The following is a 15329-nucleotide window of genomic DNA, read 5'->3' on the forward strand; positions in this document are numbered from 1 at the left end:
TGCTGCCGCTTCGCGCCAGATCCCGGGGCAAGCACCGCTCCTAAGTCCACCTGGGCAGCTCAAAGCCCTTGCACATCAATCTCCACCACGTCCCCATTCAAGCGTGCCGGCCAAGTGCGCAGCGTGAGCGTCGGGTCTTCCAGGCATGCGCCATCTTCCAGCCGGTAATGCTGCTTATACAGCGGCGAGGCGATCACCAGGCTGCCGGCGACGCTGCCGATCAACCCGCGTCCAATCACATTGACCCCCGACACGGGGTCGCGATTGTCCACCGCGAACAACTGGGGCGTGCCGCTGATGCAGGCGACGTAAAACAGCGCCACTTGCTGATTGCCTACCAGCGCAACAACACCGGAGTTGAGTACCAAATCCTCCCGGGCGCACACCGCGCGCCAGGCTTGGCTTCTGGAAGGGTCCATCATGACAGCACCGATCGGGCTCATTGTGAAATCTCCACAGCAATCAGGTTGAGGTCATCAGTGCGCGCCGGGCGGCGTTGGCTGCGCTCCTTGATGAACTGAATGTCCGGGTCTGGCCGTGCATCGTTGACGAAGGTACGGAAGCGCTTGAGCTTTTCCGGACTCTTGAGGGCGTTGGCCCATTCACACTCGTAGCGGTCGACCACCCATTGCATCTGCCCCTCCAGTTCGGCGGCCAGCCCCAGGCTGTCGTCGATGACCACGGCCTTCAGGTAATCCAGCCCGCCCTCCAGCGATTCGCGCCACACCGAGGTGCGTTGCAGCTTGTCAGCGGTGCGGATGTAGAACATCAGCACCCGGTCGATGTAGCGAATCAGCGTCTCGTCATCCAAGTCGGTGGCGAAAAGCTCGGCATGGCGCGGACGCATACCGCCGTTGCCACACACATACAGGTTCCAGCCATTTTCGGTGGCGATCACGCCAATGTCCTTGCTCTGGGCTTCGGCGCATTCCCGGGTGCAGCCCGACACCGCGAATTTCAGTTTGTGCGGCGAGCGCAGCCCCTTGTAGCGGTCCTCGATACGCAATGCCATCTGCACGCTGTCCTGCACGCCGTAGCGACACCACGTGCTGCCCACGCAGGATTTCACCGTGCGGGTCGACTTCCCATAGGCGTGCCCCGTCTCGAACCCGGCGGCGATCAGCTCGGCCCAGATGTCCGGCAATTCGTGCAACTGGGCGCCGAACAGGTCGATGCGCTGGCCGCCGGTGATTTTGGTGTACAGGTCGTATTTCTTCGCCACCGCGCCAATCGCGATCAGGCCGTCCGGGGTGATCTCGCCAGCGGGAATGCGCGGCACCACCGAGTAGCTGCCGTTCTTCTGCATGTTGGCCATGAATGTGTCGTTCGTGTCCTGGAGGGGCACCAATGAAGGGTCCATGATCGGCTTGTTCCAGCAAGACGCAAGGATCGAGCCGACCGCTGGCTTGCAGATGTCGCAACCAAGATGGCCCTTGCCGTGACGGGTGAGCATGTCTTCGAATGTTTCGATTTTTTCGACCCGAGCGAAGGCGTATAGCTCCTGACGGGTATAGGCGAAGTGCTCGCACAGGCTTTTGTCCACGGCCACGCCGCGAGCGGTCAGTTCGTGTTCGAACACGCTTTTCAACAAGGCCGCACAGCCGCCGCACCCGGTGGCTGCCTTGGTGCAGGCCTTGATCGCCGCCAGGTCCGTGCAGCCGCTGTCGATGGCCGAGCAGATCGAGCCCTTGCTGACGTTGTGGCAGGAACACACGGTGGCCGTGGCCGGAAGGGCATCGGCCCCCAGCGTTGGGGCGCCTTCACTCTGCGGCATGATCAGGCTGGCCGGGTCGGCGGGCAGCTTTATGCCGTTCTGTGCGTATTGCAGCAGTGTGTCGTAATAGCTGTTGTCGCCCACCAAAACCGCTCCGAGTACCCGCTTGCCATCGGCGGAGACGACCAGACGGCGATAACTGGCCGTTGCCTCATCGATGAAGCGGTAACTGCGTGCGCCGGCCAGTGCGCCGTGGGCATCGCCGATCGAGCCGACATCGACGCCCAGCAACTTCAGCTTGGTCGACATATCGGCGCCGAAGAACGGCTCGGCCGCTTGACCGCACAGTTGTGCGGCCACATTGCGTGCCATTTGATACCCCGGTGCGACCAGGCCGAATACGCTGCCGTTCCAGGCCGCGCACTCGCCGATGGCGAAAATGTCGGCGTCGCCGGTACGGCAATGTTCGTCGATGGCGATCCCGCCCCGAGGGCCCAGTTCCAGGCCGCATTGGCGGGCAAGCGCGTCCTGAGGCCGAATGCCTGCCGAAAATACGATCAGGTCGGTTTCAAGGTATTCATCTGAGGCGAAATTCATGCGGTAGCGGTACGTTTCTCCCGCCGTGATCGATTGCGTCGCTCGCGACAGGTGCACGCCCACGCCCAGCGCTTCGATACGGGCCTTCAATGCCGCGCCGCCGAAGTCATCGAGTTGCACCGGCATCAGGCGCGGGGCGAATTCCACCACATGGGCCTCCAGCCCCAGGGATTTGAGGGCATTGGCGGCTTCCAGGCCCAGCAGACCACCGCCGACCACCACGCCGCGTTTGGCCTGGCGGGCCGCGGCGCGAATGGTGTCAAGGTCGTTCAGGGTGCGATACACCAAGCGCGAATGGCCTTCGGCGCCTTCGATTGGCGGTACGAAAGGGTACGAGCCTGTCGCCAACACCAGCTTGTCATAGCCAAAGCAGCCATGGGCGGTGATCACTTCACGGCGGACGCGGTCGATTTCCAGCACGGGCACGCCCAGGTGCAGGGTGAGCCCAGGGCGTTCGTAAAGCATTGCCTCGCTCAAGGCCAGTGACTCGGCGTCCCGGCCTGTGAAGTATTCGGAGAGGTGAACGCGGTCGTAAGCGCGTTGGCCTTCTTCGCCAAACACGTGGATACGATAGCGGTCGAGCGCACCGGCAGCGATCAGTTGCTCCACGCAGTGATGGCCGACCATGCCATTACCGACGACGATCAGGGTCTGCACAGCTTCAAGAGGGGCGACATTAGCGTTCATTTCGAGTCCCGGCCTAGGCCAATCAGGTTTTCGAAAGCAAAAAAAAGGCGCCCGGAACCTATGGGTTCCAGGCGCCTTTGCCTGTTCTGTTCAAGGGGTCCGCTCGACAGCGCTGTCAGCGGAACCTGTGTGGCCCCTTGGCGGATCCTCGTTGATCGGCGGGGGCTGCCAGCCAACATGGGCTGGACATGGTTAGAGCAAAGCAACGGTTGTGCCAGTGGTTACCGATTCGTTGACCCTCGGCCCCTTTACCGCCCCCGGGTGCCAGGAAACGCAGGCGATCACCACGAACAAACCGCCGCGACTTGCTTGCGATCAAGCGGGCAGAACCCAGAACACGCCGATCACATTTGGCACGGAAAAGGTGCATGTGCGTTCGTATTGCCCCAGCCTGAAGCCGTCGTGCAGGGGGTGCGCGTTCACTCTTTATAGAGCCAAGCCTCATCGTTTCGGCACCTGGCCATGACTGGCCTGGCGTTTGCAGATGCCCGAACACAGGCAATCAACGCCGATTGCCCACTTCACGACAAAGGCGCCGTGTACTCCCCGTCATCTGAGGGTGGAGAACAAGGCGTCTTTTTCGTTTCTGGAAGGTGGGATATGGCGAGCAACAGCGTACGAAGTGTGTGTCCTTATTGTGGTGTCGGTTGCGGCATCGTCATGCAGGTCGAGGACAATCGCGTGGTCAAGGTCCGCGGTGACAAAGCTCATCCCGCCAATCTCGGCCGTCTGTGCACCAAGGGCACCACGTGCGGTCAGGCGATTGCCGCGCCAGGGCGCATGGCGTCGGCCTACGTACGCCGTCACCCGGATCAGGACCCAATACCTGCCGCCATCGACAGTGCAATCCGTGAGACGGCGCGTCGGCTGAGGTCGATCCTCGACCGGGACGGCCCAGACGCACTGGCCTTTTATGTCTCGGGACAACTGTCTCTTGAGGCCCAGTATCTGGCTAACAAGTTAGCCAAAGGCTTCGTACGGACGAATCACATCGAATCGAACTCGCGGTTGTGCATGGCCAGTGCGAGCAGCGGCTACAAGCTGTCGCTTGGCTCGGACGGGCCGCCCGGCGCCTACGATGATTTCGATAAAGCGACGCTGTTTTTCGTCATCGGCGCGAACATGGCGGACTGTCACCCGATCCTGTTTCTGCGCATGATGGATCGGGTCAAGGCCGGGGCCAGGCTGATCGTCGTCGACCCGCGGCGCACGGCCACGGCAGACAAGGCCGACCTGTTCCTGCAGATCAACCCCGGCACCGATCTGGCGCTGCTCAACGGTTTGCTGCATTTGCTGCTGCAAAACGGTGACATCGATACCGCTTTCATTGCCGCCTATACCGAAGGCTGGGAAGCCATGCCGGGATTTCTCGCCGACTACACGCCGTCCCGGGTCGCGCAACTGACCGGCCTGGCGGAAAGCGCCATTCGGCGAGCCGCGCAGATGATCGGCCAGGCGCCCGAATGGATGAGCTGCTGGACCATGGGCTTGAACCAAAGCACCCATGGCACCTGGAATACCAACGCGCTGTGCAACCTGCATTTGGCCACGGGGGCGATTTGTCGTCCTGGCAGCGGTCCGTTTTCCTTGACCGGCCAACCCAATGCGATGGGCGGCCGCGAAATGGGCTATATGGGGCCGGGACTTCCCGGGCAGCGTTCGGTACTCGTCGAAGAAGATCGCCGGTTCGTGGAACAGCTGTGGGCGATCCCCCAGGGCAGTCTGGCTCAGAAGGTGGGAGGGGGCACCATTGATCTGTTCGAGCAAATGCGTGACGGCCGGATCAAGGCCTGTTGGATCATCTGCACCAACCCGGTGGCCAGCGTCGCCAACCGCGGGGCCGTCATCGAGGCCCTGCAGGCGGCTGAGTTGGTCATCGTTCAAGATGCCTATCTCGACACCGAGACCAACCGCTACGCCGACATCTTGTTGCCCGGGGCGCTCTGGGCCGAAGCGGAAGGGGTGATGATCAATTCCGAGCGCAACCTCTGCCTGACGCAAAAGGCGGTTCAGGCACCTGGCGAGGCCATGGCCGACTGGCAGATCATCGCGCGGGTGGCCTGCGAAATGGGCTTTGCCGAGGCGTTCAGCTATGCCTCTGCTGAAGCGGTATTCGAGGAGATCAAACAGGCGTGGAACCCCAAGACCGGTTACGACATTCGCGGTGCCTCATATTCGCGTTTGCGTGATCAACCTTTGCAATGGCCGATTGCGCCCGACGGCGAGGGCTCGCGAAATCCAGTGCGCTACCTCAATACCGGCGTCAGCCAAACGCTGAAGTTGGACGATCAGGGCCGTCGTCCGGCCATCGTGTTCGCCACCCCGTCCGGCAAGGCGCAGTTCATGCCACGCCCGCACCTGTTGCCCGCCGAAATGCCCAGCGATGCGTTCCCGATGGTGCTCAATACCGGCCGCCTGCAGCATCAATGGCATACGCTGACCAAGACCGGCAAAGTTGCCACCCTGAACACGCTCAACCCAGGTCCCTTCATCGAAATTCATCCCGAGGACGCCGAAGTGTTGGGCATCGTCGACCAGGACGCCGTAGAAGTGCGGTCTGTCCGGGGCCGTGCCGTGTTGCCTGCGCTGGTCACGGATCGCGTGCTGCCAGGCAATTGCTTCGCGCCGTTTCACTGGAACGACGTATATGGTGACAACCTGGCCATCAACGCCGTGACCAGCGACGCGGTCGATCCTCTCTCGCAGCAGCCGGAATTCAAGTGCTGTGCGGTGGCGTTGAAGAAAGTCGAACTGATCGGTCATCAATTTCTCGATCTGCCGCAGGCCAACGGCGACGAGGAGCAGGCGATGGAAGGTGAGCCCCTGTTGACCGTGCTTTGGGCTTCGCAGACGGGCAACGCCGAGACGCTGGCCAAAGGCTTTGGTAGCCGTTTGCGCGCGGCGGGCGTGCCGGTGCGCGTGTCGTCGATGGACGGTTTCGCGGTCGATCGGCTGCACGCGGCCGGGCAGGTGGCGCTGATCAGCAGCACCTTCGGCGATGGCGAAGCGCCCGATAACGGTCGGCGTTTCTGGCAGGCGCTGAGCGCGCAGCAGGCGCGTTTCGAGTCGCTGCGCTACGCGGTACTGGCATTGGGTGATCCCAGTTATGAAAGCTTCTGCCAGCACGGCAGGCAATTGGATCAGCGTCTGTCGAGCCTCGGCGCATCGCCGTTGATGCCTCGCATGGAGTGTGATCCGGATTTCGAGGATCAGGCCCAGGCCTGGTTCAGGGCGCTCCAGCAGGCGCTGGCGCTGGACCTTCCCGAAATCGAGCCACAGGACGGCCCAGTGCCTGTGAGCCGGGCGCGACCTCATCCGGCGCGGCTGTCGATCAATCGCCGCCTGAACGGCGAGGGCGGGGCCAAGGACACTCGGCAATTCGCCTTGGCGCTGGGCGATTCACGCATGACTTACGAGGCGGGCGATGCGTTGGGCGTTTGGCCACGCAATTGTCCGGCGTTGGTGGAAGAGGTGCTGGCCTTGACGGGGCTGCCCGCCGAACAGGTGGTGAAGTTGCCGAAGGCGGGGGACGTTTCGCTGCGCACCGCGTTGTCGAACCACCTGGAAATAGCCCGTCCGACCCCGGAAGTGATGCGCTTCATTGCACAGCGCAGCGCCAGTCAGGACTTGCAGACGTTGCTCTCGGAACCCTTCAAGGGTGAGCTGAAAAGCTGGCTCTGGGGACGGCAACTGGCCGATGTGTTGCGCGAGTTCCCACTGCGCTGTGCTGCGCAGGAGCTGCTCAGCCATCTCACGCCGCTGCAGCCTCGTCTGTATTCGATTGCCTCCAGTGCCAAGGTTCATCCGGACGCTGTGCACCTGACGGTCGCGGCCTTGCGATACGGCACGCGCAAGGGGGTCGCTTCGACGTTTCTGGCCGATCGCGCCGAGGATTGCGAGGTGCCGGTGTTTCTTCAACCGACCCGACATTTTCGCGTGCCCGTCGATGGCGACGTGCCGATGATCATGATCGGACCTGGCACAGGCGTGGCGCCGTTTCGCGCCTTCCTTCAGGAGCGTCAGGCCCGGGGCGACCGCGGGGCCAACTGGCTGTTCTTCGGCGAACAGCACGCGGCGACCGATTTCTACTACCGCCAAGAATGGGAGGCGATGCAAAAAAGCGGGTTATTGACCCGCCTCAGCCTTGCGTTTTCCCGGGATCAGGCTGAGAAAGTCTACGTCCAGCATCGGATTCGTCAGCAAGGCGCCGAGCTGTGGCGCTGGTTGCAGGAGGGGGCGCGGGTTTATGTCTGTGGCGATGCCACACACATGGCCCGGGACGTCGATCGCGCGCTGCGGGATGTCATCGCGGAGCAAGGTGGGATGAGTGCGGAGGGCGCGGATGAATACCTGCGCCTGCTGGCCGATGGGCAACGCTACCTGCGGGATGTGTATTGAGATCAGGCATTGGGGCGCTCCGATACTGCGGGCCACGATGGCGGTCTCGTGGCTTTTCCGCGCCTCTTCTTGGTTCGGCAACGGACGAGCAAAGTGTGCGCCGCCTTGGGCGGCTGAACCTCGACTGAACAGTTTTCTCGATCTGAGAAGAAAACCTTTGGCCACCTGAACTTATCTGTCTTTTCTCCCTCTCATGCCGGTAGCCATTGATCGCGGCAGCCTGATAAGCTCGCGGCTTTACTCGTTTGCCCTTTCGGCGCATGAACAAGGAAACAGGATGAAACAGCATCGGTTGGCAGCGGCGATTGCCCTGGTCGGTCTGGTACTCGCGGGCTGCGACAAGCAAGCCAGCACCGTTGAACTGAAAACCCCCGCACAGAAAGCCTCTTACGGTATCGGCCTGAACATGGGCAAAAGCCTGGCTCAGGAAGGCATGGACGATCTGGATTCCAAAGCCGTAGCGCTGGGTATCGAAGACGCCGTCGGCAAGAAAGAACAGAAGCTCAAAGACGAAGAGCTGGTAGCAGCCTTCGGCGAACTGCAGAAACGCGCAGAAGAGCGCATGGCCAAAATGGCCGAAGAGTCGGCTGCGGCTGGCAAGAAATTCCTCGAAGAGAACGGCAAGCGCAAGGAAGTCACCACTACCGCTTCCGGTCTGCAGTACGAAATCATCAAGAAGGCTGACGGTCCTGTACCGAAGCCGACCGATGTCGTGACCGTTCACTACGAAGGCAAACTGACTGACGGCAAGGTGTTCGACAGTTCCGTCGAGCGTGGCAGCCCGATTGATTTGCCTGTTAGTGGCGTGATTCCAGGTTGGGTCGAAGGCCTGCAATTGATGCACGTCGGTGAGAAGATCAAGCTCTACATCCCTGCGGATCTGGCTTATGGCGCGCAAAGCCCTAGCCCGATGATTCCGGCGAACTCGGTGCTGGTTTTCGATCTGGAACTGCTGGGCATCAAGGATCCGGCTGCTGCGGGTAACGACCCGGCCGCCGCCGGCGCCGATGAGGAAGAAGAAGCCGCTCCGGCTGCTGAACCCGCCAAGCCTGCTGCTAAAAAGTAAGCGACACGTCGTTTACTGCGATGATCGAATGCCCCGTCTTGACGGGGCATTTTTCGTTGAGGCGGAAAAAAGATCGAACCGGGCAGGGATACCGGCAGTCCCAATAACGGTGTGAAGCGGACCCAATGCCGGGATTTATTGACCGGTTCGGCAGGTTTGCGCCTCTGCCGAAGGCGTGACGCACGCTCGGCTCTGCGCTGGAGAACGCGGGTGGATGTGAGTAAAAAACACGCGATCTAGGCTAGGCCCCTTTAAAGCGGGCATTTCAGCGTGGAAAACCGAGGCTGTTCACAAGGTTATCCACAATTTGTGTGGATAACCTACGCGTGCCCGGCCCGTGACTGATGAACCACACGGGCTGGCTTGAATGGTAGACGGGCCTGCCGATTTTTATCGGCTTTTGGCCCTCTTGCTGGAGTCGATATGAGAACACCCTGGAACTTTCTTCGTTATTTGCCCATGGCCAAACGGCTGATGGCGGCAGGGCGTTTACCTGCTCTGCTGTTCGCTGTGGCGGGCAAGGCGGCCAAAGACGGCAATCGCCTGGGGAAGCTCAAGGACGATCTCAAGCTGCTTCAGGCGCTTTGTCTGGCGTACTGGCGGGGTGAATACAGAGCCATCAGTGGCAAAGCCATCCTGGCGGTCGTGGCGGGGCTCATGTACTTCCTGAGTCCGCTGGATGCGATACCTGACTGGATTCCGGGGCTGGGCATGCTCGATGACATTGCCGTGTTGGCCTGGGTCATGAAACACCTCGACGCCGAACTCAGCGCCTTCCGCGTCTGGCGCGAGCGGCAGAATCCGCAAAAGCTTGCGGTCGTCGAGCGCCTGCCTGCGACGCCTCAATTGCTGGAGCAGGAAAAGAAGGTTTGATCACGCATCGACTCGCCGACCTGGCAATGGGGCGGGTCAGGTCGGCTGCTCGCTTTCCATTCGCTTATTCCGCGCTCGGTGTAATCGCAAGCCCTTTCAAAACGTCGCTGTTGAGAAAACTCTGTCGATAGTTCGCACGTCCTCCCCCGTCATCCGCTGTTAAGATGCCGCATTACAAAGAAAAAGCATACAAAAATCAGCTTTTCGTCCTACAGGGGGTGGTATGGATCTTCAGGTTATTTCTCGCGATGGAGAGCCAGAATATGCGGTACTGCCGTGGGCGCAGTATCAGGCCCTGTTGCAGGCCGCCGGTGTGAACCGTCCGCAATCCGCCGTCGGCGGGGCTGACGTCGAACCCCAGAGCCCACGTTCCGATCGGCCAGCGCTCGATCAACTGGGCGCGTTGCGTCGCGCCAGAGGGCTTGAGTTGGCTCAACTGGCGCGGTCTGTCGGCATCAGTCCGTCGTACCTGGAATTGATCGAAAATGGCAGCCGCCAACCCGATGCCGCCATCCTGCGGAGTCTGGCATGGGAGCTGGGTGTGCCGGGTTGGCGGGGTGAGGCATGAGCGTGCGAATCAGCCGTCAACACTGGGAAGCGCTGTTAGCCGAGCTCGAGGTAGCGCGCCGTCAACGCCACTTGGTGACCTACCGCGCGTTGCTCGAACGTGTGCAGTTGCCCGCTCCGGCCATGCAGACGCTGGCTGCCGCGCTCGAACACCTGGCGGCCATCGACACCCGCGCCGATCAGCCCTTACGCAGTGCCTTGGTCATCAGCCAGGGTGCCAGCCGCTTGCCGCGCACCGGTTTCTTCGAATGCGCTGAGCGGCTTGGACGGTTCACCGGGCCATCGGATGGGGTGGCCGCGGCGTCGTGGCATGCGGCAGAGGTGGTCCGGGTATTCGAATTCGATTACCCAGCAGAGGCAAAGCCGGAATAGGGGCTTCTTGGTGCCGTCTCGGAGAGGGGTGGTCAGTTGGGAAGGCATGAGCGGGGTCGCCGCTCAACGATCGGCTCAGGATCATGAGGGCTGATCCATCACGCCAATCCAGGGAAGGAAAAGCATCGCGGCCGGGTGGAGCACCACCCGACCGCGTTTCAACGATGTCACGACCTGGGTCGGTGACTCACTTCTTCGCGACAGAACCGCTCAGACTCAGGTAATCCAGCAGGATTCGTCCGGTCTCGGCCAGGTACGCGTCGTCTTCCGGTTTGGTTTTGTCATCGTCCACCGGCAGCGCATCCTCGTCTTCTTTCTTGAGTTCCTTGAGCGGCTCCTCGCCTTTGGCTTTACGACGGGTGTTCTCCATTACCAGCTGTTTGTTCTCCACATCCGTATGTTCGGTGCGGCGCTCGGCTTCGTTGAGGCTGACGGTCTTCTCGCTCATCAGTTTCTTGGCCAGCGCCAGCTTCTGCTCGACGAATACGAATTCGGCGTCCTTGGCAGAGCGCACATCATGACGCGCCTGCAATTGCGCCAGGAACGGCTTGAACGGATCCGAGGCCGGTTTGATCGCCGGTTTGATGGTGTCGTAGGTCATCGCTTCGGGCAGGGCGCTTTCGCCGATTTCCTTGGTGTCGATGATCGACGGGTAAGCGATATCCGGCAGCACGCCCTGATGCTGAGTGCTCTGACCGGAAACCCGGTAGAACTTGGCCAGGGTCAGTTTCAGCTCGCCGTGGTTCAACGGCTGGATGGTCTGCACGGTGCCCTTGCCGAAGGTCTGGCTGCCGATGATCAGTGCACGGTGGTAGTCCTGCATGGCACCGGCGAAAATCTCGGACGCCGACGCAGACAGGCGGTTGACCAGCAAAGCCATCGGGCCTTTGTAGAACGCGCCGCTGTTTTCATCTTCCAGCACGTCAACCTTGCCGTCGGCGTTGCGCACCAGCACGGTCGGGCCCTTGTCGATGAACAGGCTGGTCAGTTCGGTGGCCTCTTGCAAGGAACCACCGCCGTTGTTACGCAGGTCGATGACCACGCCGTCGACTTTCTCGGATTGCAGCTCGGTCAGCAGTTTCTTCACGTCACGGGTGGTGCTCTTGTACTCCGGATCGCCGGCCCGATAGGCCTTGAAGTCCAGGTAGAAGGCGGGGATTTCGATCACGCCCAGCTTGTAATCCTTGCCGTCCTGGTTCAGGTGCAGGATCGATTTCTTCGCCGCTTGCTCTTCGAGCTTCACGGCTTCGCGGGTGATCGACACGATCTTGGTGGTCTGGTCGTTGGGCGCATTGCTCGCCGGGATGATCTCCAGGCGCACCACCGAGCCTTTCGGCCCGCGGATCAGCTTGACCACTTCGTCCAGACGCCAGCCGATCACGTCGACCATTTCCTTGTCGCCCTGGGCCACGCCAATGATTTTGTCGGACGTGGCGACCTGTTTGGTCTTGGCCGCCGGACCTGCCGGAACCAGGCGCACGATCTTGACGTTGTCGTTATCGCTTTGCAGCACCGCACCGATGCCTTCCAGCGACAGGCTCATGTTGATGTCGAAGTTTTCCGCGCTGTCAGGCGACAGGTAGTTGGTGTGCGGATCGTAGGACATCGCGAAGGTGTTCAGGTACGCCTGGAAGATGTCTTCGCTGCGGGTCTGGCCCAGACGCGCCAGTTGATTCTTGTAGCGCTTGGTGAGTGTTTCCTGAATCTTCGCCGGGTCTTTGCCTGCGATCTTCAGGCGCAGGACTTCATCCTTGACGCGCTTGCGCCACAGGTCGTCCAGCTCGGCCTCGTTCTTCGGCCACGGCGCATCTTTGCGGTCGACCAGCAAGGTCTCGTTGGTGTTCAGGTCGATCTTGTCGACACCCTTGTTCAACTGGGCGATGGCAAAATCCAGACGTGCCTTGATGCGATCCAGGTAGCGCTTGTAGATAGTGAAGCCCGGGTTCAGATCGCCGCTCTTGAGGAAGTCGTCGAACTGAAAGCGCCATTTGTCGAATTCGGCAATGTCGCTGGCCATGAAATAGCTGCGCGACGGGTCGAGCAATTTCAGGTAGCTCTGGTAGATGATTTCCGAGCGTTTGTCGTCCAACGGCGGCTTGCTGTAATGGTGGCGCTTGAGCAGCTCCACGACATTGAGGCTGGCGATGACCTCATCGCGGTCGGGTTGGAGATTGTCCCAGCTGTTGGCAGCGAACGAAGGAGCGGACACCGGCAATGCCGCCAGGCCGAGAAGTAATGCAAGGGTGGTGCTAGGCAACAGGTGCTTCATGCTGATTCGACGCGGGGACAATTGATAACGCATAGTAGGCCGTCTTTGAGGTCGCCGGTTCCCTTGAGATTCCATGAAAACTTCGTTGCTGGGCAATGTCGCGTTAAAAACAGTGGGGATGCTGGTGAGCGTTCCCGCCTGCTTTTGCCTTGTCTTGCCTTCGCTCGCTACGTTTTCACGCAATCTGAGTCGAAAACCGGTCGCATAATGCAAAAAAGCCCGAACGCCGCGAGGTGCGTCGAGCTCAGTCCGAGAGTCACTATGGAGGCAGCGTGAAAGCATTGCAAGGCGTTGAAGGGCATGTGGAATGGGTTGAACAGCCAGCACCGGCGCTCGATGTGGGGCAAGTGCGCATCAAGGTGGCAGCGGCGGGGCTCAATCGGGCCGATCTGTTGCAGCGCGCCGGTCTGTATCCACCGCCGCCCGGCGTCACCGAAATCCTTGGGATGGAGTGTTCCGGTGTGATCGCGCAGGTGGGGTCCGGCACGGCCTGGCAGCCTGGAGACCGCGTGTGTGCGCTGGTGGCGGGCGGCGCGATGGCCGAGGAAGTGGTGGTCGACGCACGGCATGTTTTACCGGTTCCGGAGGGGATGTCGTTGCATGAAGCGGCGGGCATCCCGGAAGTCTACGCGACGGCCTGGCTGAATCTGTTCCAGTTGGCGGGTCTCAAGCCCGGCGAAAAAGTGTTGCTTCACGCCGGAGCAAGTGGCGTTGGTTCAGCCGCCATTCAGCTTTGCAAGGCGTTTGGCAACCCGTGCTGGGTCAGCGTGGGCTCGGCGGACCGTCTGAAGTATTGCGAAGACCTTGGTGCCCAAGGCGGTGTGATTCGCAACGAAAGCCTCGATGGCTTGAGCGACTTTGGGCCCTTTAATGTCGTCCTCGACCCGGTGGGCGCCAATTACGCCGCGCTCAACCTCAAAGTGCTGAGTACCGATGGCCGCCTGGTGTTGATTGGCCTGATGGGCGGGCGCCAGGCTGAACTGGACCTGGCGCTGGTCCTCGGTAAGCGCATTCACATCCTCGGCTCGACGCTGCGCAGCCGCGACGACCAGTTCAAGGCCGATTTACTGGCCGAATTGGGTCAGCACGTCTGGCCACTGTTCACCGAAGGCCGCCTGAAGCCGCAATTGGCGCGCAGTTTTCCGATTGCCGAAGCTGAAGAGGCGTTTGCGGAGCTGGCGACTAATCAGGTGTCGGGGAAGGTGATTTTGGTGATTGACGCGAGTTTGGTCTGACACCCTTGAAGATTGCGTTCAGCATTGCCTGATCAGGCGGCCGATCCCGACCAGTGGTCGCAAAACCTGTCATTTATGACAGTAGGCAAATCCGCCTGAACGGTGCTCAATCAACACCTGTTGCGCTGGCCGCGTCGACTTCAATCGGGCGGCAGCACGTCTTCACAGGGGAGTGAGTGCCAGATGGTCAGGGACTGGATAGGGCAGATCTGGAGAAGGCTGATGGGGCGGTCGGTGCTTGCCAATCTGGTGGCACCGCAGATTCCCTCCATCATCGATCCCAATGACCCTGATGGCGTGGTTGCAACCGGAACGCATCTGAACGATCTTGAGGTTCGGGTTCCGCTCTGGCCAGTGCCGGCTGGGCCTGGAGACAGCGACCTGCTGGAGCTTTTCTGGAGCGGTGCAGGCCTCGGCCAGCCTGTCGATGCAATATCCTTTCCTGGGCCGGTAGACGCCAGTCTGTTTCCCGTTTTAATGCGCATCGACAAGGCCCTTCTTCAACCCGACGGTCGATACCAAATCGACTACCGAGTGACGAGCGACACCGGTTCAGTCGCGGCCTCCGATGTTCGGATCGTGACCATCGACACTCGCCCCCCCAGCTATAACCAGCAGTTACTCGCCCTGTTATTGCCCACTGATCTTGTGGGAAGCATTACTGACACTTACTTGGCCAGTCACAATGACCAAGTTGAGCTGCGCTTGCCGACTCCCGTGTACCTGGAAGCTGAAGACGGCGATGTGGTGGACCTCTACTGGTCACAGAACAATCCACCCACCTCCAGCGTGGTTGCCAGCAAGACAGTGACACAGGCAGATATCGATGCGGCCGATATCCGAATCCATCTGCCAGGCGACGTTATCCGAGCCCCGGGCAAGGACGGTCTCTATTACGCCACCTACAAAGTGCGCGATCGGGCGGGCAATGAGACCCAGACGTTTTCCAGGGAAACCGCCGTCGCGGTGATGCTCAAACCATTACCGGGCGGCGATCTGCCGGAGCCTGAGTTTCCGGATACCGGGCTCGACGGCTATATCAATTGCTCCCACGAGCCTTGGAAGGGGATTCGAGTCCGGATCCTGTTTGTCCGTAACCTGTTCGAATATCAGGATGAAATCACCCTGTTCTGGCAGGGGTATCGGACGTTGAACGGCAGGGATCCTATTGCTGGCACCGAGGGCACTTTCGTCCGCTCCATCAGTGCGCAGAACGTCGCCGACGGTTACCTGGATATTCTCGTCGAACCCTTCATTCCCCATATCGAGCCCATGATCGAGGGTTCGGCGCTGGCGGTGTATCGCTTGGTGAAGTTCAGCGGTCAGTCCGGTGGCTCTTACGAAGGGTTGGTGAAGATCAACCGCAAATGGCCCGACGGCGAAGTGTGTGGGCCAACACGTTTGATAGGGATAAGGGGAACGCCTTCTGGTCGCCGATGTGGCTTTTGTGGTCAATGTCGTCGCTTTCTCGCGGGCCTGTTTCGAGCGCAGGGACGTGGCGGTAGATAGCTGTAATACAGGGAAATGCATGACGCGCCGGGCTCGATGGCG

At 60.8% G+C, this 15329-nt stretch carries 10 protein-coding genes; 7 read left to right on the plus strand and 3 right to left on the minus strand.

Going from position 1 to position 15329, the window contains the following annotated elements:
* Nucleotides 1-59 precede the first annotated feature (59 nt).
* Complete coding sequence (gene nirD, locus N5D61_RS15145; RefSeq protein WP_177410975.1) at nt 60-443, minus strand: nitrite reductase small subunit NirD; 384 nt, start codon at nt 441-443, stop codon at nt 60-62.
* Nucleotides 440-2998 carry a nitrite reductase large subunit NirB gene (nirB, locus tag N5D61_RS15150; RefSeq protein WP_279893389.1) on the minus strand — a complete coding sequence of 853 codons (2559 nt, stop codon included), beginning with the start codon at nt 2996-2998 and terminating at the stop codon, nt 440-442. The genes nirD and nirB overlap by 4 nt, the downstream gene beginning before the upstream one ends.
* A 600-nt stretch (nt 2999-3598) precedes the next feature.
* On the opposite strand from nirB, the gene N5D61_RS15155 reads away from it, so the two are divergent.
* The 5 genes from N5D61_RS15155 (at nt 3599) to N5D61_RS15175 (ending at nt 10274) form a co-directional block, all read left to right on the plus strand.
* On the plus strand, nt 3599-7396 hold the full coding sequence (locus tag N5D61_RS15155; RefSeq protein WP_279893390.1) for a bifunctional nitrate reductase/sulfite reductase flavoprotein subunit alpha: 3798 nt from the start codon (nt 3599-3601) through the stop codon (nt 7394-7396).
* A gap of 277 nt (nt 7397-7673) precedes the next feature.
* Nucleotides 7674-8462 carry an FKBP-type peptidyl-prolyl cis-trans isomerase gene (locus N5D61_RS15160; protein WP_279893391.1) on the plus strand — a complete coding sequence of 263 codons (789 nt, stop codon included), beginning with the start codon at nt 7674-7676 and terminating at the stop codon, nt 8460-8462.
* Nucleotides 8463-8885: 423 nt separating this feature from the next.
* Nucleotides 8886-9335, plus strand: coding sequence for a YkvA family protein (locus N5D61_RS15165; protein WP_279893392.1), 450 nt, complete (start codon nt 8886-8888; stop codon nt 9333-9335).
* 223 nt (nt 9336-9558) lie between these two features.
* The gene (locus N5D61_RS15170) at nt 9559-9903 is read left to right on the plus strand and encodes a helix-turn-helix transcriptional regulator (RefSeq protein ID WP_279893393.1); all 345 of its coding nucleotides are present in this window, start codon (nt 9559-9561) and stop codon (nt 9901-9903) included.
* On the plus strand, nt 9900-10274 hold the full coding sequence (locus N5D61_RS15175; RefSeq protein ID WP_108235618.1) for a hypothetical protein: 375 nt from the start codon (nt 9900-9902) through the stop codon (nt 10272-10274). The genes N5D61_RS15170 and N5D61_RS15175 overlap by 4 nt, the downstream gene beginning before the upstream one ends.
* 187 nt (nt 10275-10461) lie before the next feature.
* On the opposite strand, the gene N5D61_RS15180 is transcribed toward N5D61_RS15175, so the two are convergent.
* Nucleotides 10462-12543, minus strand: coding sequence for a carboxy terminal-processing peptidase (locus N5D61_RS15180; RefSeq protein ID WP_177410974.1), 2082 nt, complete (start codon nt 12541-12543; stop codon nt 10462-10464).
* 272 nt (nt 12544-12815) lie between these two features.
* Here N5D61_RS15180 and N5D61_RS15185 point away from each other — a divergent pair, with 272 nt between their 5' ends.
* Nucleotides 12816-13778: an NAD(P)H-quinone oxidoreductase gene (locus N5D61_RS15185; RefSeq protein WP_279893394.1), complete on the plus strand. Its 963-nt coding sequence runs from the start codon at nt 12816-12818 to the stop codon at nt 13776-13778.
* 234 nt (nt 13779-14012) lie between these two features.
* Complete coding sequence (locus tag N5D61_RS15190) at nt 14013-15287, plus strand: hypothetical protein (RefSeq protein WP_279893395.1); 1275 nt, start codon at nt 14013-14015, stop codon at nt 15285-15287.
* The last annotated feature ends 42 nt before the right edge of the window (nt 15288-15329 follow it).

It is taken from the genome of Pseudomonas sp. GD03842, assembly GCF_029841165.1.
Lineage (GTDB): Bacteria > Pseudomonadota > Gammaproteobacteria > Pseudomonadales > Pseudomonadaceae > Aquipseudomonas.